Raw genomic sequence first — 20,535 nt, 5'->3', positions numbered from 1 at the left:
TTCACCTCACAGCAAGTCTACCTTGATACCGCACCGTTCCAGAACGGGCAGCACCTGTTCCGGCTTGGAGGACATGAGGGTAATATGTTTGAGATTGGGGAACTGGCGCAGTTCCGCCTCCGTAATGGTATTAAGATCAAAGGCTCCATCCTCGCCATCCCAGAACGGACAGAGCTGGGTATAAATCTCGCTGCCGCCATCCATCTCGATTTCTGTGACCTCCGGGGCCAACCGCTCCGGGACAGGGTATTTCTCCAGCCACTTCCGAATCTCTGGGATGGGTTCATACCCTTCCGCGTCAATGTCGATCTTGCGTCGGCTATACTCTCTGGCAAACTCATGGGCATCCAGTTTAGGAGCCAGTAAGCCTTTCTCGTACATCAGGACTTCCATGACCGCCAGCTTGAAGTTGAAGCTGGTAAAGGTGAGCACTGGTTCAGTCGGCTTGGATAACTTGTATTTCTGCGCTTTCGCTGCCTTTTGCTCTGGCTCTTTCCAGCTGATCTGCACCATGGCGGAGAGGGCCTCCAGCTTTGCTTTCTGCGCTGACTGCTCCTCTGAAACAGGACCCGGCAAGCGGGTATAAACGGTAAAGCCGCCTAATTTGAGGGTATGGGCAAATCCGGCGAAATCCTTCCAACTGGCCTCCCGGTAGTCCTTGGACCCGATCCAAACCGTTCCGTCAAATGTCTGCCGAACCGCATACTCTCCCTGTGCCGCTACCCGGACACCAAGGGTTTTGATGGTCTGCTCATCTTCATCTAACCAGCCCTGGAGTCCAAGCTCGTCCCACAAAGCAAGTGCCTGGGTATAGGGACTCTCTCGGCCTGTAATGGGGCTTTTCCGTGTTCCATTTTGCAGGACAATGCGGGCAGGCCCCAATTTTTCCGCCAGCTGCGACAGGGTAAACGGCGGCGTAAATACCGCCCCCAGGATGGTCAGGCTGTCTTTTTTGAGAATGATTTTTTGCTCTGTGGCCTTGGGCGGTAGGAAGATGGGCAAATTCGGGTACACTTCTTTGTACTCTCGCCATTCCAGCTTTTTGGGCTTGTTTGCCGTCCGCAGGAAGCCCCAGAAGTCGATGGGATAACGAAATACCGGCCCAACCCTATCCCGCCGGGTGACGATGACCACCGTGCCATCGGTGAGTATTCCAATGTGCTGCATGTTCTCCCCGCCGAACATTCCCGGACGGATACGCAGCACTTCACGGGTGTTCCTATTGATGAGCTGGGCAAAGTCATCGGAGAGGATCTCGCCGTTTCCCTGCACCAGCAGCCAGTCCCCGGTAAACCAGCGAAGTTTCAGCCACTCGCCCATTCCAGGCAGGGGGGCAATTCGGCACCGCCCGGTGTCCATGTCCAGTTCCAGCAGGCATTCTTCCATCCGCCCCTTGCCACTGACTGCATGGATCATGGTAATGCGGCCTGTGCCGGGAACGGGAACGGCCTCGGAGAGATGGTCGTATCCATCCAGAGAGAAGGTGTGTTTTGTTACCTTGCCGTTTTCCCAGCGGTAAATCTGCCCCTTGTACCACTCGTTGGAAAAGTAGACCCGGCCCAACCCGTCTGTCACGATGCCACAATGGTATTTGGTGCTCCATCCATCTTCCGGCAGAGTCCAGTTTTTCACATCCTGACAGGTGCCCCGGTCGGTGAGTTCAATCCGTGTGGCGTTGGTGGGATCGCCCACCCAGAGGGAATGGTCAGCCCAGCACAGGGTCCGGGGCGGACCGTCATATCCAATGGGGGACGGCTCGAACCAGTTGAGGGTAGCCGGATTCTTGCTCAGTAATGCCCGGCCAATCGTCCCGCTGCCAGCGGCCCTCGATGCAGCATATAGTTCATGTTCCGGGGAATAGGTAAGGCATCCAAGGTGCGGCAAGCTGTGGGAGCGGATTACTTGCGGCGGACGGTGGCGCAGATCGGCCACACAGCCGTTTTTCCACTCCTCTGCGTTTTGGTTTTTCCATTCTCCCGCCGCAAAATCACCCGCCAGAGAATTGAAGAAATAATCGTACTCATCCTGAAGTATGTATTCCTCGCAGGGCATTAGCTTTCCAGGGTCCTGCTCCTTGGCATGGTCGCCCCATTTTCGTCCTTGCTGTTTCATCAGGTGACAATATTGCCCCTGCTTTTTGCAGTAGCGTTCCCATTCGCTGCGTTCTTCCTCTGGGATCAAGGCAAACAGATACTCGTCCTCATCATCCAGGTTATACAGCGCCCAGCCGAAGGCAGACAGCTCCTGCCCCAATGCCGCCGCCCCTTTTTCATGGGATAGCTTCATATACTGAACGCCAACGGCATCAAAGCGTTCATCCAGCAGCGCCGGGACCTGCGCGCCCCATTTTTCTCGCAGTTCCGCCAGAGTGTCCTGTACGGCTCCGTCAAATTTCAGAATGTCCAGCGCATCGGATATGATTTGTGCCCAGTCTGGCATGAAAGTACCCCCTTTTTAGTGACTCAAAGTTTGCTGCTCAGCCGCTTGACTGGCGCAGACATTACATCTGGAAAATGCTTACACAGAATCTTTGTGAATAAGGTCATTGCAAGAAACGGTTTGAGATTACCTGCTGCAATCTCAAAATATTGAGAATAGCCCCAATCCAACTCATCTTCTCCGCACCAAAAGTTGAGAAGTTCTGCCCCCAGATCCATCCGCTGACTGGATAGGGATTTCCATGGAATCTGTGACCGCAGATACTCCTGAACCTCTCTGAGCTGTTCTGTGGCAATGTGCTGATGGGCATAATCCTGCACATTCTTGAAATAGGTATCCAATTCTATGTAGCTGGGAAAGAGGCTGCTGCAATCAATCTTGGAAAATATCTCCGCCATACAGAGAATGCGCCGCCGGTGAAAATCCTCCATTTCCCGCTCCAAAGCCTCGGCCTGAATCATTTCGTGTTTCTCTCTACAGGCATAGGCTTTATTTTCTGGTACCTGGAACGCTTCATCTACTTTCTTGGCTATGGTAAACATCTGGATTTCATCGGTATTCTTGCGCTTCCGCAGATCATCCCAACTGCCTCGTTCCAATTTATCCTCTTTTGAATAACAAACAGAGCATATCGCCTGTGCCGGATCAATTTCTCTCGTCAAACAGTAAGGACAAAGAATTTTCGCATTCTCACACAATCTGGTCGCCTCCTTTCCGTTGTGTTACAGCGACAGCCATGTACTCAAAGCACTTATTTCCTCCCGTAGCAGCGGGGACTTGCCAGCGGCGGCAAAGGCTTTTTGGACACCGCCATAGCGCCGCTCGGAGCGGTCTACCAGCTGGAGTGCGGCTGCCTCCAAATCGGGAATCGCCATCACAGCATCTGCCAGCGCCTGAGCGGAGAGTTTATCCGCAATCAGAGAGGCGGCAAAGTAGCGCAAATGGCTGAGAGATAGGGCGGACAAATCGCTGAGTTTATGCAGTTCATAGAGTTTCAGGGCATAAAGGGAAGGAAGCCCATCCAGAGCCGGTAGTTCCTGTACAGCTGGAAGTGCCTGGAGATAGAGTTTCTGAAGCCGGGTCGCTGGAGTCAGGAAAGGGGCAATATCTTCCGTTTTCCGCATTTCCTCCAAATGGAGATAGGTAATGCTGGTGAGAAGTGGGGTGATGTCGCCATTCTTTTCCCCACGCAGGTGGAGAACACGCAGGCCGGGGAGAGAAACATTGTCCCAGGAAACAGGGGCCGACAGCCATAGGGACAGTGTATGAAGCTGCTTTAGCCCGGAGAGAACTTCTACACCCTCACACTTTTCCATTAGGGTCAGTTCCTCCAGATTGGGATAATCCCGCAGGAGGGACAGATTCACCTTCCGCTCTCCCGTCACAGACAGACACCGTACCGCATCTGGTTTTAGTCCATTCAGATCAATCTTTTCTCCGCCACGCCAGAAAACTGCGGTGCAGTATGCCTGTTCCATTTTGCTTCTCTCCTTATTCCTCAAACTCGCCCTCAATCATTCCATTAAGATATTTTCCGGGATCAGCAATAAATTCCTCCCATTTGGCTAACGGATGAAACTCCTTATGCTCAATGTCCAGATACCAGAGTTTCTTATCTCTGGGACTCCACAGCAGCAAATAGTCGCTGTAATTGTCCATTTTCGCCATAAGGGAGAGCAACTTTTTCCGTTTCCAGGTCATCTCCTGTACATCCATGTAGGGGGACAGTTCCGCCCATTTCACCAGTTCCCGCTCTGGAAATTCCAGACGCAAGGGGCCGGTCTTTAAGTATTCCACCAGCTTGGCAGGCAGCTTGTAAGGCATGAGTTGACGCGCCTTTTCCTGTTTGTTATGCCATTCCTCCGGCTCCAGAGCTTTTAAGTAGGCGGCCATTTCCTGATTTTTGTTCTGTACTGCCACGGTGTAGGGCCGGTCACCGTATTTATCCGGGATGGTGATGTCTGCACCCTGTTCCACAAGCCAGCGCACCATAGAAAAATCGTTGTGCCGTGCAGCTTCAGTGACAGGAGTCGAAGCGTAGGGAAACACCATATCTGGCTTGTGATAGTTGATGTCCGCCCCGTTTTGAATCAGATACTCCACCAGCAGCTGATTTCCATGGCTCGCCATACTGCGCAGGGCTTCACCGCCGTATTGTTTCAAATCCATGCCCATCCTTTTCAAAATGGGGAGTACATTAGGCTCATCCCGATCCATCAAGTGGAGAAACAGCCTGCATATATCCCTTTGTGTTGCGGGGATTCTGACTCCCACATCTACCAAAAAGGAAAACAGGGTCAGGTCTTGACTGCGCAGGGAACCACAAAGCAATTCTTCCGGGTTATGGGTCAAATCTGCTCCGCATTCGATCAGGAGCTGTACCATGTCCATCCGATTTTCCAGTACAGCCAATTCCAGCGGAGAGGCTTCGTCATCCCGCGGCCAATCTCCAATCATTACCTGATAGCATTGTGGCTCATTGGGAGAATGCCCTGCGTGAAGCAGGGAACGAATCACCTCTATGTCACCACTTTTGATGGCAGCCATCATGGGAGGTACATTTGAATAGCTTACTTCACTCATCCGGGTCCTCCTTATAGTCTATTGAAAAATTTTCTGATATTGTTCTCTCAGCTCCTCCGGAGCTGCTTCCACCACTTTCTGACCACCCTTGGCGCTGGCTTTGCCCCAGATCACATAGCAGACCGTTTCCCATGCGTATTGCAGTACTTCCTCCGGGCTGGCTTCTGTTTCCTCGTCGGGTTCCTCGTCCTCGTCATCATCGTCATCCTCGTCGGAGGAAAAACCGCTTGGAACGATCTCGGACAGATGGATTTTTGCCTCCAGCAGAGCGTCCAGGCTTTCTGCGTTTGCCATCCACGCGGCATAGTCCTTGGAATACTTCATGTTCTGCATGGACAGCACCCCACGGACAAATACAGGGACGGTATCAGCGGTAAATCTGAACTGTTTCACATACTCCCGGAGGAATTTTTCCTGTAAGTGGGAGTGCTCATCATCGCAGAGATCGAGATAATCCCATACCAGTTGCCACCATTCTTGCCCCAGCATTCCCAGGGCGAACACGGCAAAACTTCCGGGGAGCGCGCACTGCTCATCGCTGAGATTGGTGTACTGCTCATATTGCCGCATGGCAAGCCGGGCGTACCGTTCCATCAGGGGGTGGAGGCCAGGGTACTGCACGGCACAGGCAAAGAGCTGGTTTACTCCCTTTTTGGGCAGTCCTGTGATGGGAAGATAGCTCTTTTCCGGCCCTTTGAACTCCACCGCATAGCTGCGGGGAAAGTCCTCCTGCTCCAGAATCTCACACAGGTAGTCCAGCACTTCGTGGCAGCATTCCTCTGTGTTGTCCCTGGCAGTAATACGGATCACAGCAAAGGCATCGTTGGCCGATGCGGTGAAGTGATCTGTTTTCCGCTTTTGCAGGTTTAGGGGCAACCTGCCGGTTCCATGGTCCCGGAGTTTTTTTACCATATCGGGACGGACTTTCTCCACCAATCCAAAGAGGTAATTGGTGTCCAGATACTGAAAGTCCATACCATATACCTTATAGCTCACCGCCACATAGCAGGCAAAGCGCAGCAGTGGCTCCGGGACCTGCTCTGCACGAATACCTGGTTTCAGGGAATACTCCCGATCCCAGAAGCGATCATCTTCATCGCCTGTTGCAACAAAATACTTCTCTTGTAGTTCCCGTTTCAGCATATCAAGTAGATGGTGGTCAATTTCACCCCAGCGGCTCTGGCGGCGCAGGTTTTCGCTGAAGGCGATGGCCTTTTCCGCATCCAGGGTCTCGGCCCGCTGTATTTCGGTCCATGCCCTAAGCAGTTGCCATACCTCAAAGGGTGCACCTTGACTGCTGACCACTACCGGCGGCCAGTGGGAATCATCAAGCCGCGTGATTTTCCCGTCAATGGCATCCTGGATGCACTGGTCAAAGAGCGGTTGCAGTTCTTCCTGCACCTCTGGCTTCATCCAGTAACAGCGCCCGTCCGCACTATTTCGTTTTGGTAAATTCATATCAGGCCACCTCTTTCCGAACAATAAAAAATGCCCCACGCCGCACTGTCATAAAGACAGGCTGACGCAGGACATGAAGAAGCCGCGTTGAAGGAGCCGCATCCACCAGCAGATGTAGTTTCTTCAACAACCAAAATATTTTTTTCGTATCTTAAAGCAGCAAATTGCTGTTCAATATATTTGTTCATAGCGGCACCATTTGTTCTGAGCATAGTTTTATATTTTATTATATTATATCACAGCACTCCTTCAATGAAAATATTTTGTTGGAAATGCCAATGAAAAATTTTTGTGAATTTGTTAAGTCGTAGGGGTTGTTATTTCCATAGTATCTGGATGGATCAGAGTGATTGCTTTTCCATTCCGTAAGGCATAATTGACTGTCTGTGCTGTGCCGGAGCGCAGCTTTTTCTGATTATCAAACACACCGATAAGGTACTCTGCATGATCGACCATATAATAATTTCTTTTTTTATAACTGGAAACATCCGCAGAATGTGAAATAACAATAGAATCGTTTGCGTTTTGGATCAGCTTTTTCAATCTATGTTTACTCTGATCCGGCCATTTAGAGTCATAGCCGATGAAGGGAACTACAACGATAATTTTAATATCCTCGTATCCCGTTTGTGCTCTCAATGTCAGCAGCTGTTCTCCAGCCCACATATCCACACCAAGAGCACCGCCGACAAAAAAAGTACAGACAAATTTCTCGTCATGGAGTATCCGAAACTGCTCCAGGAGACATTCTTTTAGTTTTTGGCATAGGGGATCTTCCTCATTATATCCAAAGCAAAATCTTGTTGGTCGGTGGCCGGTAATGGCGCAGGCATACTGATTCATATAAATCACCCTTGATAACTGCCGTGATTACGCATATAAAGCAAAAATAACGCAAATAATAATGCGTATAAAGGTTATATTACAAAATTATAACACAATACATACGAAGTATCAAGAATTGCTTTCTGCTATGCTAAAAGAGCAGAGAGGTGAGCGTATGGACGAAGAATTTATCCGCAATCGAATCACAGAATTACGATTGAAAAAAGGCGTTTCAGAATATCAGATGAGCATGGAGTTAGGGCAGAACAGAAGCTATATTCAGGCGATTTCTTCCGGGCGTTCTATGCCGTCTATGAAGCAGTTTCTCAACATCTGTGAGTATTTTGAAATCACGCCGCTTCAATTTTTTGATGCACAGGAGAATAACCCTCAGCTTATCAAGAAGGCTTTGGACGGAATGAGAAAGATGTCAGATGACGATCTGATTATGCTGATTGGTTTTATAAGTCGCTTAAACACAGAAAGCTAACGATAGGAGGCAGTAAGCGTCCCGTCGTTAGTTTTTTTATTTTATGCGTAGCATATTGTGGCAAGCAATGCTTGTGGCTATCCATTTCGCCACAAGCTGCTTGTTGAGGGCAGCGCCCCCAAGCCCCTTTGAACACAGAATTTCATTCTGTGGCTGCGCGTTCTGCGAACGCTTTTGACCAGGACCAGCTTACCGCTGGCCGTGGTCTTTTTCTTTTTCAACATCCTGTTCTACCTCCATTTTCAGCACTCGGTCTACATTAGCCTTTGCCGTTAAAAGCTCCCGCATTTCTTCACGGGAACGCCGGTACTCGGCATAGGTCTTTTTCTTTTCTTCCAGCAATTTCGCGTACTCCGTCTGCAACTCTTTGACCTTGGGCAGCTTCTTGACGCCCATCTCATCAAAGGCATTCTTAGCAGCCTGGTGGAGCAGAATTTCTTCCTCATGTTCCTCCCGGAATTTCTTAGAGTAGCCGGCCTTGCGGTAGTCCACATAGACCTCACGGGTCTTGGCATAATTTACGATGTGAGTACGCAAAACAGCGATCTCTGCCATACGCTTTTCAGCCTCCTTAATTTGCGCCGAAAGCTCATTGTGATGTGCCGTGGCGGCCGCAGCCTTTTCTTCCAAAACCGCATACTCCAGCAGGTTATGCTCTGATAGGTAGTTCATGGTCTGCGCCATTTGCTTCAGATTGAAAACTTTAGCCCATCGCGCATAGCCAGCACCTTTTCCTGCCTGCAATTTTGCCTGAATGTCCACCAGCAGATTGACCTTCTGCGTCTCTGCCTGTGTAACTATTTTCTTTCGTGGGGTATGCGTTTTCTTCCCGGAGAGAACCGCCTGCAAATCATCTAATCCATATCCTTCGCCCAGGCTGTCCATTCGGGCGGCTTTCTCCCAGCCGGGGAGTTTCAAACGATACGATTTTCCGCGCTTTGATACCTCACAGCCGGACTCTTGCAGCAGCTTTAGCAGCTCCTCAAAATTAGCAGGACTTTGTGATAATGCATTGTCAATCGCCACACGAAGCAGCTCTCGGTGAGAAGGCTTTGCCTGATCGCCCAGCCATTTGTTATAGCTCTTTCCGTGAGGTTTCGGATTCTCTACAATGGACAGTCCATTCTCAATACAGATGGTGTCACTCAGCCGACGAACCGCCTTGGTGCTACCCCAAAAATTGCGGAACTTCCGGTCATATTCTAAGCTGACCGATGACCAGATAATGTGATTATGAATGTGCGACTTGTCTATGTGAGTGCAGACTACAAAGGCATGATTGCCTTTAGTAAAACGCTTTGCAAATTCTACACCCAGCCGGTTTGCTTCTTCTGAGGTAATCTCGCCGGGGCGGAAGGACTGGCGCACATGATAGGCAATCACATCATCCGCGCCACGCACTCGTCCGGTAGCGGCAATGTACTGCCGCTTTGCCAGAAGGAACTCCGCATCCGCAGTCCGGCTGTCACACGCATAGCCGGTAATGAGCTTGCCGTTATCTGTTTTCTGTGGATTTGCTACATAGTCGATGATGTCACTGATTGCCCGACTTTCTGTGCGACCCTTGCCAACATGAAGCGGCATGATTCTTGTAGTTGCCATAGGTCAGACCTCCTTCCCGAAAAGAAAACGGCCTGCCATAGCAGACCGCTTTCACTATTCTATAAAACTTTCTTCATCGAAAAAATTGAACTCATCATCTTCTAAGTGTCTTGGTGGAAATCTCATTTCATATTGCTCTTGCGCCAATGCACGGACATCAGGCCGCCTATCCTTTAGTCGATTTTTCAGCCAGGACAACTGCTCTTTCGATAGCCTCCATGGAAGATTCAAAAGACGATTCAGTGTCATCAGTTCAGCCTGCGTTTCTGCTGGTAGCGAAGCACAGGATTTACAAATGTGGGATGCATGACCTTTGCCTGAAAATTTTTCGTTGGCTTTGTATTCACCACAAACTTTACAATAGTGTCCATGCTTTTTCATAAGCTGATGCCCTTCTCGCAAAGAACATATAACCTGCGAATTGCTTTCATAATCACATCCCATTCCAAATCAGAAGCATAAGAAAACTTTTTACGGTATGCCTCCCAAAGTTTTTGCATAACCGAATCATTTTCCACTTCGTCAAAAACTTCTTCAGCCTGGTTAAGATACTTCTCCGATCCCCGTTTATGAGCAGTTGCCAGAAGCGCATCATGTAAAATTTTCGGGTTCAGCGTGGTTCCATGCAGCTGTTCTAAAATGTAAATATCGTAGAAATCTCTCATGCGGGTATTGGTTGTGGTTCTGGTAATAATGGTTTCCAGTTTTTCTGCCAGCACAGTTTCTAAATTATAAGCCCAAATATCAATGGAGCGATCTTCCAGCATAAGTTTGAATGAATACCGAACCTCTCTTGGAGTGATTGCATCTCCCGTAGAAATATCAATTTTCAAAGGGGTCACTACACCATCGAATGTTGTACTCATGCTGACACGAATCCCCGGATACTCTGCTTCATCCATAATCTCCGAAATACTTTTCAGCTGAAATTTAACACCATCATCAATCGGAACAGTTACGATTGATGAAATTAGATTCTCAATATCCTCCACATTAACATTAGCTCCTTTTATGGTTGCATCCAAATCCATCGTAGAGCGGGCATCCAATCCAACCATAGCCGCTACCAACATACCACCCTTCAAGATAAACTTATCACGATACTCAGAAAGAGAAATACGCTCCAAAAAACGCTCCATCATGTAGTTCCTCATTAAAATCTGAGCATCTGCGGATTTTTCTCTGGAAAGGTTTCGTATTAAATCTTTAAGCTGCCTTGCTGTTTTTATCATAAAAGTACCTCCAAATACTGTCGTAAAATTTTTTCCACCTTGAACATCCCAGCATATTGCATTAAAGCTCGCAGGTTCTTATCTTTTCTACGGGCATACGCTTTCAGTGCTCCCTGAAAGGTCTGAATTTCAATTCTGCTACGGCTTCTGAGCAAATCACAGATCGTTCGCTCCATATCATAAACCGGCACAGTATGCCCGAACGGAGTTTTCGCTGTTGTAAGTCCTACATCATGTAAGTCTGCTTTAATCGTAAAAACTTGAATGCCTTCTGCTTTCATTTTGCTTGGATTGCATCCAGTTTTGACCGTAACTGTATATTCTATTGGTTCACGGTCTGTCAGATCGTGAAAAAATAAAGCTGTTTCATGTGAAAATACTGCTTGTTCAAATCGCAAATGAAGCAGATACATGGCATCCACCCAGGAATCTTTGGACAGATAAATCCCATGTGCAACTCTATCCAAATCTCGTGAACGCACATAATCATAAAATACCGGCTTTGAAATTCCAGAGGATACGACCTGTGATGTTCGCAGCATTCCTTCTTGTGCTGTTAGCATCTGATCCAGCTGTTCAAATTGTCCCATCATGTCACTTCCTTTCGTACTAATATTATATTCAATATTAGTTCAAAAGTAAAGTCATGGATATAAAATTCCTTTTCCCAAATTTAACAGACGGTGTCTGGCATTTTATGGTTTTGCGTATTTTTATCCATAAACCAACTCCTGAATTGCAAATTTCAAACTCTGCACCTTACCCATCAGCCAGATTGCAGCCAGTGGCAGCCCCATCGGGCTAATCAAAAATGCCATGACCAGCAGAATCACACCATTCTGCGGGGAATAGGTAAGCAGCACAGCCACACCAAGCAGAGCAATCACGGTACTGAACAGGCCGAGCACCAGACCGGATATGTAGATCAGCCCCGTGCAGAGCCAGACAAAAAGTGTCAGAACCAAAATGACCGGTGCAGTTATAATCATCAAAAGCCCTTTCAAAATCTTCATGTCATTTCCTCCTTGCAGCGTTCTTGGTATCTTTTCTAATCATATTATCCGGCATGGGCAGGCAAAAGACAAGGATACCGATAAAAAGAAAAAGCGGAGAGAGGAGCAGCGAAGTAATGCCGTTCCTCCCTCCGCAAATGGAGTATCTATCCCTGTTATAAGAGTTTGGAAAGCTGGGTAATGATTTCCTCTACGCCCTCCCATAACTGTTCCTGCCGCTGGGATATATCCTCCAAGTCAGCATCATAAACCCGCCCAGTCTCATGCACTTTACGGGTCAGCTGGTTTAAGTTGTTGCTGCTTCGGCGCATCAGGGAAACAAGCTCCTTCAGCTCCGGCAGCTCCAGCTTGACTACATACCCATCCAGCGCCATTTTTCTTAGATAGGCTTCACGGTTGGAGGTTCCAAACTGAGACATTTTTTGCTCAATCACAGCAAGCTCCTCCGCTGAAACTCTAAAGTTTAATTGCATATCCCGCTTACGCTTTGCCATAGTTATCGCTCCGGCTCCCGTTTCTTCGGGGCGGCAGGCTTATGGGCAGGCAGCTCCTGTTTGAGCTTATCCCGTACTGAGGGGCGGGACGGTTGCAGTTTTTCTCCCTGAGTACGGCTACGCTGCTGTTCTTCTCGCACCAGATCAATAAAGCCATCCAGCACAGCAGGGTGGCTGTTCAGGACATAACCACAACGGACGGTTTCGGGGTTCTCGTTGGGAATGGTCTTAGCCCATTCCTTATTGCGTCGGGAGTAGCGCCCATCCCAGTCCTGAAGCTGGACGGTGTTGGCCAGAACCAAAGCCACACGCTCCATGCCATAGGTCTCGATCACACCCTTTGCCGCATCGTGACTGAGATACATTCCGTCGAAGTATTCCCGCACCGCCGCTTCAATGGACTCCTTGCATTGGAGATTTACATTGTTGGAAGCTCGGTACTGCTCCAGTTCCCTATGTTCTCTCGCATAGGCGGCAGAGTGTGGATAGACCGGTGTTGTTCGCAGTTCCTCTTTAGCTCTGCACACATCGTCGGCACGGTTCTCAATACTGTCCCGGATCACATCCATATAGCCGGTCTCCAGCTTTTCAAAATAACGGTACACATCTTCCAGCGGCGAAGGAGATTCCAAAAGCGCCTGAGCCTGGGCGTCGGTCAGCTCCAGTTCCTCCATCGCCATCACGATGTCCTCACGGATGGTGTACTCATAAGTGTGGTGCAGGATTTCTTCCGGGGGCTGGCTTTTCAGCCAGTCCCTGTATTTGTCCTGCTCAGCGGCCATCTTTTCATAAAGAGCTGTATTCAGATCGTTGGTATTCATGTTATCGCACCTCCTCATGTTGTTTTGGTTTCTTGTCAGTACTGCGGGGTGGCACCGGGCGTTTCAGATGATCCAATACCGAAGGCCGTGTGCTTTTGGCAACGACAGCTTCATCGTGTGCCGGTCCCTTTCCGTCGATGTTGAGCAGGGTATCCAGCTCCACCAGACGGGCGTTTTTGCTTCTCAGTTCTTCTTCATAAAGGAATGGCTTTCCAACTTCCTCCTTTGCGGCAGCCTGCTGCTGATAGAGGTTATCCAGCTGGGCCTTTGCCGCCTCCAGACGCTGGGGCATCTGGGCGAGGGCATTGTCGATACGGGTAAGATTTCCGCGAGGGTCTGTACCAAGGGTTGCCCGGTGGGTCATCTGTCCTTTCAGCAGGAGCGTATATTCCTGTTTCCAAGCGGAAAATTCCACAGACATGGCATAGCCCCGGTAGCTGCCGATCTGCACCGGATCGGAGGTTTTGACCTCCTTGCAGGCATCCAAAAGGGCTGCGCCGGCGTTCTCCTTATCGGTCAGCAGATCGCCGCAGATTTCCATACCAGCAAAACCGTCCTCCGGGTGCGGGTGAGCTGCCAAAACCTCCAGGTCAGATTCAAAGCCTTTGATAAAGCCCTTGTGCTTTTCAATCTCCTCCGGGAAATATTTGAGCAACTGATCCTCCAAGCGGTACTGCTTACTCTGGTGGTCGGCTTTCATCAGCTTCAGGCGGGATACCTCCACATCCAGATCCATACGCTCTTTGATACGGGGGTCTCCGGCGCACAGAGCCTTGATCTCGGCAAAGGAAAGCGCCGTTTCGTCCACATCATCGCAGGAGCGCACCGGCGATTTAGAAGTCATGATCTGGCTGATGAATTTCTGCTTGTTCTCCACCGTCTGCCAGAGGTATGCGTCAAAGGTTCCCTCGGTCACATAGCGGTACACATGGACAAGGGGATTCTGGTTGCCCTGGCGCTCGATACGGCCCTTGCGCTGGGCAAGGTCTCCCGGCCTCCACGGACAGTCCAGATCATGAAGTGCCACCAGACGGTCCTGCACATTGGTGCCTGCGCCCATCTTGGCGGTGCTGCCCATAAGCACACGCACCTGACCGGTACGGACTTTAGAAAACAGCTCCTTTTTCCGCACTTCGGTGTTTGCTTCATGGATAAAAGCGATCTGGTCGGCAGGCATCCCCTGAGCAATGAGTTTCTGACGAATATCGTCATATACCGTAAAGGCCGGTTCCTGCTCCGGCAAAGGCACAGTGCTTTCCAGTGCGTGAAGCAGTGGATTATCCAGCGTTTTCGCCGCCTTGCTTGCAGGAGCTTTTGCCTGTGGTGTAGAAATGTCGCAGAACACCAGCTGGGTCAGCTTGTCCGCTTCGCCGTCCCGCCAGATCTGCATGATGTTGTCCACACACTGATTGACCTTTGTGCCGGGTTCATCCGGCAGCATCTGGTTGACGATCCTCTGGTCAAGCCCCAGCTTGCGGCCATCCGAGGTAATCTTGAGCATATTGTCCTGGGACGGGTCAACGGTTCCGCTGTGTACCAGCGATGCGCGCTCCGAAAGGGCCTTGACCATTTCCTGCTGATGTTCGGTAGGCTGCGCCACGATGTTGTGGTATTCCACTTCCGGGGTAGGTAGATTCAGCTGGTCGGCAGTCTTAATGTCGGCCACTTCTTTGAACAGGTTCATCAGCTCCGGCAGGTTAAAGAACTTGCTGAATCTCGTTCTTGCCCGGTAGCCGGTGCCTTCCGGTGCCAGCTCCAATGCGGTAACGGTCTCCCCAAATCGGGAAGCCCAGCAGTCGAAGTGGGTCATGTTCAGTTCTTGCAGGCGTTCATATTGAAGATAACGCTGCATGGTGTAAAGCTCGGTCATAGAGTTGCTGACCGGTGTGCCGGTGGCAAAGATCACGCCACGGTTTCCGGTGATCTCATCCATATAGCGGCACTTGGCAAACATATCGGAGGATTTCTGCGCGTCCGATGTGGAAAGACCAGCCACATTCCGCATTTTTGTGTATAAAAACAGGTTCTTGTAGTTGTGGGCCTCGTCCACAAACAGCCGGTCCACACCCAGCTGCTCAAAAGTTACCACATCATCTTTTCGCCCCTCGGCTTGCAGCTTTTCCAGTCTGGCTTCCAGAGACTTTCTGGTACGCTCCAGCTGCTTGACGGTAAAACGCTCGCCGCCGCTGGTCTGCACCTCTGCGATCCCCTCGGTGATCTCGTCGATCTGCTCATAGAGAAGCCGTTCCTGACGCTCCCGGCTGATGGGGATACGCTCAAACTGGCTGTGTCCCATGATGATGGCGTCGTAGTCACCGGTCGCGATACGGGCGCAGAACTTCTTGCGGTTATGGGTCTCAAAGTCCTTTTTGGTGGTAACTAAGATGTTGGCGGAGGGATAGAGGCGCAGAAACTCCGACGCCCACTGCTCGGTCAGGTGGTTGGGAACCACAAAGAGAGATTTCTGGCACAAGCCCAGGCGTTTGGCTTCCATCGAAGCAGCCACCATCTCAAATGTTTTGCCTGCGCCTACTTCATGTGCCAACAGGGTATTTCCTCCATACAGCACATGGGCGATAGCGCTTTTCTGGTGTTCCCGCAGGGTAATGGCCGGGTTCATGCCGCCAAAAGTGATATGGCTGCCATCATACTCGCGGGGACGGGTAGAGTTCATTTCTTCGTTGTACTGGCGCACCAAAGTCTGGCGGCGCTCCGGGTCTCTCCAGATCCAGTCCTTAAAGGCTTCCCGGATAGCCTGCTGTTTTTGTGCAGCCAGGGTGGTCTCCTTGGCGTTCAGCACGCGGCGCTCTTTTCCGTCTGCGTCCTCTATGGTGTCATAGATACGGACATCTCGCAGGTTCAGGCTGTCCTCCAAAATCTTGTAGGCATTGGCACGGCTGGTTCCGTAGGTGGTGTAGGCTGCCACATCGTTGTAGGATACGGAAGATTTCCCCTTGATCTGCCATTCAGCGGTAAAGGACGAATAGTTGACCTCGATACTGCGCTGGAGATAAAACGGGGTGTTGAAGGTCTCATACATAAACTGCTGGATATATTCCTTGTCGATCCAGGTGGCACCAAGGCGCACCTCGATCTCCGACGCGTCCAGGTCTTTGGGCTGGGCGGCGGTAAGAGCTTCCACATTGACTGCAAAAGAAGGGTCCTGCTGCGCCGCCCGCTGCGCCTGACGCAGTTTGCGGCGTACATTGCCGGAAAGGTATTCATCAGCAGTCACAAAATGGGGTGTGCCGTCTTTCTCCAACTGTCCCGGTACACGGAAGATCACGCCTTGCAGCTCTCCGGCCAGTTCTTCTTTTGTTTTTCCGGTAAGCCGACTCATATAGCTCATATCTACGCAGGCCTTTTCCGAGATGGACACCGCCAGTGCTTCGCTTGCCGTATCCACAGTAACCACTGCCTGATGGGGCTTGATGGTCCGTTTGGTGAACATATCCGCCTTGCGCTCCAGCTTTCCGTCCTCGTCGATAACTTCCAGCGCACAGAGCAGGTAATAGGAAGAATCATCTGCATAGGCCAGCCGATTTGCACGGTCGTTGATGAGACCGTATCTGGCAGAAAAGCTATCATAGAGCCGGTTCAGTTCCGCCTGCTTCTCCCGAATGGTGCTGTCTGGAACCGCTGCATCCATCTGAAGGTCGATCAGCTCCTGCACACAATCACGCAGTCCCACAAGACCTTTCACGCGGGCTTCGGCGGTGGCGTTGAGGTCAGGGCGCACCATACGACTGTTTTCCCGGTAGTACACCTGCCCGTCTACAATGGCATAGGAATAGTTCTTCACATTGGGGTCGGCAGGAATGGAGGTGTCAATGGCTTCGCCTTCGCCCAGCTCCGGCAGCTCTGCCTCCTGATAAGTGCCATGAATATACTTCACCGCATCATGCAGCTGGTCGGAAAGCTCCAGTCCCTCGATAGGGTTCACGGTGTAGTCCATACCATGAGCAGTGCTTACCGGCTCCTGTCTGCCCAGCACCATTTCCGGATGGTCGATAAAATACCGGTTGATGGCAAACCCATCCTCTGTCTGTCCGGTCTGGGTCCATTCCGGCACGATGTCCAGCGGACGGTCCCGCTTTTGGAGAAAGATAATGTCCGATACAACCTCGGCACCGGCATTCTTTTTGAACGCGTCATTAGGCAGACGGATCGCTCCCAGCAGCTCGGCACGCTGGGCAAGATAGCGGCGCACGGTGGAATCCTTGGCATCCATGGTATAGCGGGAGGTCACAAAAGCTACCACACCGCCGGGACGCACCTGATCCAGTGCTTTGGCGAAAAAGTAATTATGAATGTTGAAATTCAGCTTGTTGTAGGCTTTGTCATTGACCTGATACTGACCAAAAGGCACATTGCCGATGGCAAGGTCAAAGAAGTCCCGCCTGTCAGTGGTCTCAAAGCCGCCTACTGTGATGTCCGCCTTGGGATAGAGCTGCTTTGCGATACGCCCGGAAACCGGGTCAAGCTCCACACCGTACAAACGACTGTTTCGCATTTCCTCCGGCAGCATACCGAAGAAATTGCCCACACCCATAGATGGCTCCAAAATATTTCCGGTCTCAAAGCCCATGCGCCCCACCGCTTCATAGATGGCCTGAATGACCGTAGGGCTGGTGTAATGGGCGTTGAGGGTAGAGCTTCTGGCGGCGGCATATTCCTCCGGGGTCAGCAGCTCTTTCAGCTGGGTATACTCGGAAGCCCATGCCGGTTTCTCCGGGTCAAAGGCATCTGAAAGACCGCCCCAGCCCACATAACGGGAAAGAATCTCCTGTTGTTCGGGGCTTGCCTGCTGTCCGGCAACTTCCAGCTCTTTCAGCAAACGAATGGCATTGATATTTGCCTGGAACTTGGCTTTTGGACCGCCTTCACCCAAATGCTCATCAGTGATACGGAAGTTCTGTGCATTGCGGCGCAGGTTAGCCTTGTATTCCTCATAGGAGGCTTCCTCGGCAGCTTTGGCATTGGGGAAGGTCTGCCACTGGCCGTTGACCTGAATGGAAACCGGGTGTTCATCCAGCACTTCCTCAAAGGTTTTCTCCGGCTCTGTTGCAGGGGCTGGCGGCTCTGGCTCCTCGATATGCAGCCGTTCCACCACCACATCATAAGGCAGATGGTTCTTATCGCCCGGATAGACGGCCACGGTCTCGGAATGAAAGGCTGGGGGTTCGGCAGACGGTTGGGGCTGTTCTTGTCCAAAGCCATCCAGCTGACGGGTATACATCCCGCGCAACAAAGGCGCAACCTCATCCCAGCGGAAATACAGCATAGCCAGACGCTTTTCCTCTGCATCCATGACTTCCAGCTCCATGCCCTGTGCCGTGGTACGGTAATCGGCAATATCGCCGGTCTCCAGATTCAGTGTCTCGATCTCACCGGAATAGGCTCTGCTCAACCAGTAGGCGATCTCGCTGTTGCTCCTGCCGGATTGCAGCAGCGTGGAAAGCTGCTGTTTATCCGCTTCATCCATGAGTCCATGGACCAATACATCCCGCAAGTCCTGATCTGCCTTGTCCGGGTCAGTAGGAAGAAATTCGGTATAGTAAGCATTGCGGCGGTCTGCCCGAAGCAGCTGCTCGAACTGTTCTTTGCGCTCTGTCCGGTAGATGGGATATACCATCCCGGTGGGCAGAAGCTGTACGGTGTCCTCCCGCAGCTCAGTGATCTGATAGGCGTCATCCTCGATATACACGGTATCGCCCACGGCATAGACCGGAGCGGCAGGGTCATAGGAGGTTCTTTGCGGAGTTGGGCTGCGAACTGCATCATATTCCTCATCGGAAATGGAAACCTCGGAAGTCTGTTCTGTCTCGGCAGCTGCGATCTGCTCGGCATCCGACATCACCTGTTGGATAAACGGGTCATTGTCCAGTTTTTCCGGGTCTGCCACCTGTCCGTTGACGATCCCTCTTTCCTCCAGGGCTTCCCGGATGGCGATAGGGTCGATATTGTCAAAACGGTCCTGTTCTTCTTCGGTATAGAACCGGTCCTCCTGAATGAGCTGGGCGATTCGGCGCTGTACCTTCGGCCAGGGCAGCTGCGTTTCCTCCGGGCTTCCGGCACGGACAACGAACAGGCTGTTGCTGCCGCCGTATTCCTGAGCCAGCCATGCAGCGGTATCTTTCTCTCTTGCATGATCTTTCATATAGCGGACGACAGCGTGTTTACTCTCAATATTGCCGTTCCATGCACAAAGGGCAGTATCAATATCTTCCTGAGAAAGAGGGCGCAGAAGCTCATGGAGCTTTGGATAGGTTTCGTCGATCACTTCCCGGTGCAGGCGCTGGCGGAACTCCGGCACATCCGAATAAAGGCGGATCAGCTCCATATCCTTAGAGCCAAGAATCGCACGGCGCACAGCGGCATTGCCCTCGATGACAGCATTTTCACGGTCGGAATGACCGCAGGCATTGCGATATGCGGTATCCTCGTAAATGGCGGCAGTCACCACAGGCTTATACTGCTCAAACTGCTCCCCAAGGGTAGGCTTTGGTGTTCCTTTCTCCATCTCCGGCTGCTGGGCTTGAATGGCATCTTCTTCGGCCAGTTCCTGTTCAGACTGGATCTTGTCATACTGTGCCTGTTCCTGTTCGGTAAGATAGCGGTCTTTCTGGACAAGTGAGGTAATGCGCTTGGCAACCTTTTCCCAGTTCAAGTGAACATCCGGGCAGTCCTGCTTTTTATAGTGCAGTCCTTTCCCATCGTGATCTTCGCCGCTGTGTGTTGCGCCGGACAGGGCATGAGAGCGTCCGCCAATGCCATACTCGTCTTTGAGGAATCTCACTTTCTCCTTATCCGTATGGTTTGCCATGAAGAACGCATAGATACGGCCTTTTCCTCCGGCGAAACTGCTGCCGCCGGTCATAGCGGCGTCGATCTCATCCTCGGTAATGAAGTGCTGAACGGTTGGCACTTGAGAAAGATCCGAAGAAAAAGTCCTGCGGGGCAGGTCAAGGTCCTTCAGGTTCTCCCAGATTTCCTTTGGTCTGTGGTAGTGAAAGCGCAACAGGTCACGGTCCTGCTGATAGGCAGTCCAGAAGGCGGCATATTCTTCCTTGAGGGTCTGGCGGAAAGCCGGGTCACTCAGCTGCTCCGTCAGGCGGCGAGTCTCCTCCGGGAAACCATTGCCTTTGATCTCTGACAGGCAGGACAAATATCCGGCTTCTCTGGCACCCTCACTAAGATCGTGATACAGATACCAGAGTTTTTCTGCAAGGAGGGAGCGTTCATAGCCTGCCACTTCTGCAAGCTCCACATTGGAGGCAAACTGGCCGCTCTCCAAAAGCTCCCCGATACGCTCTGCGGCGCTCTCCCAGGAAATGACCTGGGCAGACCTGTCATAACGGACAGACTTCCCATGTGAAAGATGGATACCATCCTCGGCATACCATGCGCTCACACTGCCAAGACCATTGCCGCCGTGGTACAGCGTTTTCAGTATCTCGGCAATCTCAGCGGTGGTTTTCTGCTTTTCAAAGGCTGCAACCACACGCTCCCTTTGACGGTCTGTATTGCCGCCCAAACGCAGCACATGGTCGATGTCATTTTGGGCAAAAGAAAAAG

16 protein-coding genes are annotated in these 20,535 nt (G+C 51.1%); 1 reads left to right on the top strand and 15 read right to left on the bottom strand.

Annotation, left to right across the window (positions count from 1 at the left end):
- Positions 1 to 6 precede the first annotated feature (6 nt).
- The 7 genes from H8711_RS05470 to H8711_RS05440 form a co-directional block, all read right to left on the bottom strand.
- The gene (locus H8711_RS05470) at positions 7 to 2,439 is read right to left on the bottom strand and encodes a DUF6892 domain-containing protein (RefSeq protein WP_117472358.1); all 2,433 of its coding nucleotides are present in this window, start codon (positions 2,437 to 2,439) and stop codon (positions 7 to 9) included.
- A 23-nt stretch (positions 2,440 to 2,462) separates the two neighbouring features.
- Positions 2,463 to 3,137, bottom strand: a complete 675-nt coding sequence (locus tag H8711_RS05465) for a hypothetical protein (protein ID WP_242984370.1) — start codon at positions 3,135 to 3,137, stop codon at positions 2,463 to 2,465.
- Between the two features lie 24 nt (positions 3,138 to 3,161).
- Complete coding sequence (locus H8711_RS05460) at positions 3,162 to 3,917, bottom strand: hypothetical protein (protein ID WP_117472356.1); 756 nt, start codon at positions 3,915 to 3,917, stop codon at positions 3,162 to 3,164.
- 13 nt (positions 3,918 to 3,930) lie between these two features.
- Entirely contained in the window at positions 3,931 to 5,022 is a 1,092-nt protein-coding gene (locus H8711_RS05455) for an ankyrin repeat domain-containing protein (RefSeq protein ID WP_249282475.1), read from the bottom strand.
- A gap of 18 nt (positions 5,023 to 5,040) precedes the next feature.
- Positions 5,041 to 6,480 carry a DUF6138 family protein gene (locus H8711_RS05450; RefSeq protein ID WP_242984369.1) on the bottom strand — a complete coding sequence of 480 codons (1,440 nt, stop codon included), beginning with the start codon at positions 6,478 to 6,480 and terminating at the stop codon, positions 5,041 to 5,043.
- Positions 6,477 to 6,668 (bottom strand): hypothetical protein, encoded by a 192-nt coding sequence (locus H8711_RS05445; protein ID WP_117472354.1) that lies wholly within the window; start codon positions 6,666 to 6,668, stop codon positions 6,477 to 6,479. Before H8711_RS05445 ends, H8711_RS05450 begins: the two co-directional genes overlap by 4 nt.
- Before the next feature lie 112 nt (positions 6,669 to 6,780).
- Positions 6,781 to 7,323 (bottom strand): SLOG family protein, encoded by a 543-nt coding sequence (locus H8711_RS05440; protein WP_117472352.1) that lies wholly within the window; start codon positions 7,321 to 7,323, stop codon positions 6,781 to 6,783.
- Positions 7,324 to 7,453: 130 nt separating this feature from the next.
- Between H8711_RS05440 and H8711_RS05435 the strand changes: the two genes are divergently transcribed.
- Positions 7,454 to 7,795, top strand: a complete 342-nt coding sequence (locus H8711_RS05435; protein ID WP_430413567.1) for a helix-turn-helix domain-containing protein — start codon at positions 7,454 to 7,456, stop codon at positions 7,793 to 7,795.
- Positions 7,796 to 7,984: 189 nt separating this feature from the next.
- Here the strand turns inward: H8711_RS05435 and H8711_RS05430 are convergent, their stop codons facing one another.
- From H8711_RS05430 to H8711_RS05395, 8 genes are all read right to left on the bottom strand, one after another.
- Positions 7,985 to 9,397, bottom strand: a complete 1,413-nt coding sequence (locus H8711_RS05430) for a relaxase/mobilization nuclease domain-containing protein (RefSeq protein ID WP_249282474.1) — start codon at positions 9,395 to 9,397, stop codon at positions 7,985 to 7,987.
- A 54-nt stretch (positions 9,398 to 9,451) separates the two neighbouring features.
- Positions 9,452 to 9,778 (bottom strand): hypothetical protein, encoded by a 327-nt coding sequence (locus tag H8711_RS05425; protein ID WP_006059593.1) that lies wholly within the window; start codon positions 9,776 to 9,778, stop codon positions 9,452 to 9,454.
- Positions 9,775 to 10,629 (bottom strand): nucleotidyl transferase AbiEii/AbiGii toxin family protein, encoded by an 855-nt coding sequence (locus H8711_RS05420; RefSeq protein WP_002595844.1) that lies wholly within the window; start codon positions 10,627 to 10,629, stop codon positions 9,775 to 9,777. The genes H8711_RS05425 and H8711_RS05420 overlap by 4 nt, the downstream gene beginning before the upstream one ends.
- Positions 10,626 to 11,219 (bottom strand): type IV toxin-antitoxin system AbiEi family antitoxin domain-containing protein, encoded by a 594-nt coding sequence (locus H8711_RS05415; RefSeq protein WP_425516120.1) that lies wholly within the window; start codon positions 11,217 to 11,219, stop codon positions 10,626 to 10,628. Before H8711_RS05415 ends, H8711_RS05420 begins: the two co-directional genes overlap by 4 nt.
- 123 nt (positions 11,220 to 11,342) lie before the next feature.
- A complete protein-coding gene (locus tag H8711_RS05410) occupies positions 11,343 to 11,642 on the bottom strand; it encodes a CD1845 family protein (RefSeq protein WP_002588980.1) in 300 nt (99 codons plus the stop codon).
- A 155-nt stretch (positions 11,643 to 11,797) separates the two neighbouring features.
- The gene (locus H8711_RS05405) at positions 11,798 to 12,142 is read right to left on the bottom strand and encodes a plasmid mobilization protein (protein WP_430413571.1); all 345 of its coding nucleotides are present in this window, start codon (positions 12,140 to 12,142) and stop codon (positions 11,798 to 11,800) included.
- Positions 12,139 to 12,957 (bottom strand): DUF3848 domain-containing protein, encoded by an 819-nt coding sequence (locus tag H8711_RS05400; RefSeq protein WP_002595839.1) that lies wholly within the window; start codon positions 12,955 to 12,957, stop codon positions 12,139 to 12,141. The genes H8711_RS05405 and H8711_RS05400 overlap by 4 nt, the downstream gene beginning before the upstream one ends.
- Position 12,958: 1 nt before the next feature.
- Positions 12,959 to 19,783, bottom strand: coding sequence for an SNF2-related protein (locus tag H8711_RS05395; protein WP_430413570.1), 6,825 nt, complete (start codon positions 19,781 to 19,783; stop codon positions 12,959 to 12,961).
- Positions 19,784 to 20,535 lie beyond the last annotated feature (752 nt).

This window comes from Ligaoa zhengdingensis, assembly GCF_014384885.1.
GTDB classification, from domain to species: Bacteria; Bacillota; Clostridia; order Oscillospirales; family Ruminococcaceae; genus Ligaoa; species Ligaoa zhengdingensis.
The sequence above is the reverse complement of the archived record's forward strand: the minus strand, read 5'-3'. Positions and strand labels throughout refer to the sequence as shown.

Excerpts from the sequence above, each read along its gene's own strand:
- H8711_RS05415 (WP_425516120.1), bottom strand. The coding sequence starts at position 11,219 with ATGGGACAATTTGAACAGCTGGATCAGATGCTAACAGCACAAGAAGGA.
- H8711_RS05420 (WP_002595844.1), bottom strand. The coding sequence starts at position 10,629 with ATGATAAAAACAGCAAGGCAGCTTAAAGATTTAATACGAAACCTTTCC.
- H8711_RS05410 (WP_002588980.1), bottom strand. The coding sequence starts at position 11,642 with ATGAAGATTTTGAAAGGGCTTTTGATGATTATAACTGCACCGGTCATT.
- H8711_RS05455 (WP_249282475.1), bottom strand. The coding sequence starts at position 5,022 with ATGAGTGAAGTAAGCTATTCAAATGTACCTCCCATGATGGCTGCCATC.
- H8711_RS05425 (WP_006059593.1), bottom strand. The coding sequence starts at position 9,778 with ATGAAAAAGCATGGACACTATTGTAAAGTTTGTGGTGAATACAAAGCC.
- H8711_RS05400 (WP_002595839.1), bottom strand. The coding sequence starts at position 12,957 with ATGAATACCAACGATCTGAATACAGCTCTTTATGAAAAGATGGCCGCT.
- H8711_RS05435 (WP_430413567.1), top strand. The coding sequence starts at position 7,454 with ATGCTAAAAGAGCAGAGAGGTGAGCGTATGGACGAAGAATTTATCCGC.
- H8711_RS05395 (WP_430413570.1), bottom strand. The coding sequence starts at position 19,783 with ATGGCAAACCATACGGATAAGGAGAAAGTGAGATTCCTCAAAGACGAG.
- H8711_RS05445 (WP_117472354.1), bottom strand. The coding sequence starts at position 6,668 with ATGAACAAATATATTGAACAGCAATTTGCTGCTTTAAGATACGAAAAA.
- H8711_RS05450 (WP_242984369.1), bottom strand. The coding sequence starts at position 6,480 with ATGAATTTACCAAAACGAAATAGTGCGGACGGGCGCTGTTACTGGATG.
- H8711_RS05430 (WP_249282474.1), bottom strand. The coding sequence starts at position 9,397 with ATGGCAACTACAAGAATCATGCCGCTTCATGTTGGCAAGGGTCGCACA.
- H8711_RS05470 (WP_117472358.1), bottom strand. The coding sequence starts at position 2,439 with ATGCCAGACTGGGCACAAATCATATCCGATGCGCTGGACATTCTGAAA.
- H8711_RS05460 (WP_117472356.1), bottom strand. The coding sequence starts at position 3,917 with ATGGAACAGGCATACTGCACCGCAGTTTTCTGGCGTGGCGGAGAAAAG.
- H8711_RS05440 (WP_117472352.1), bottom strand. The coding sequence starts at position 7,323 with ATGAATCAGTATGCCTGCGCCATTACCGGCCACCGACCAACAAGATTT.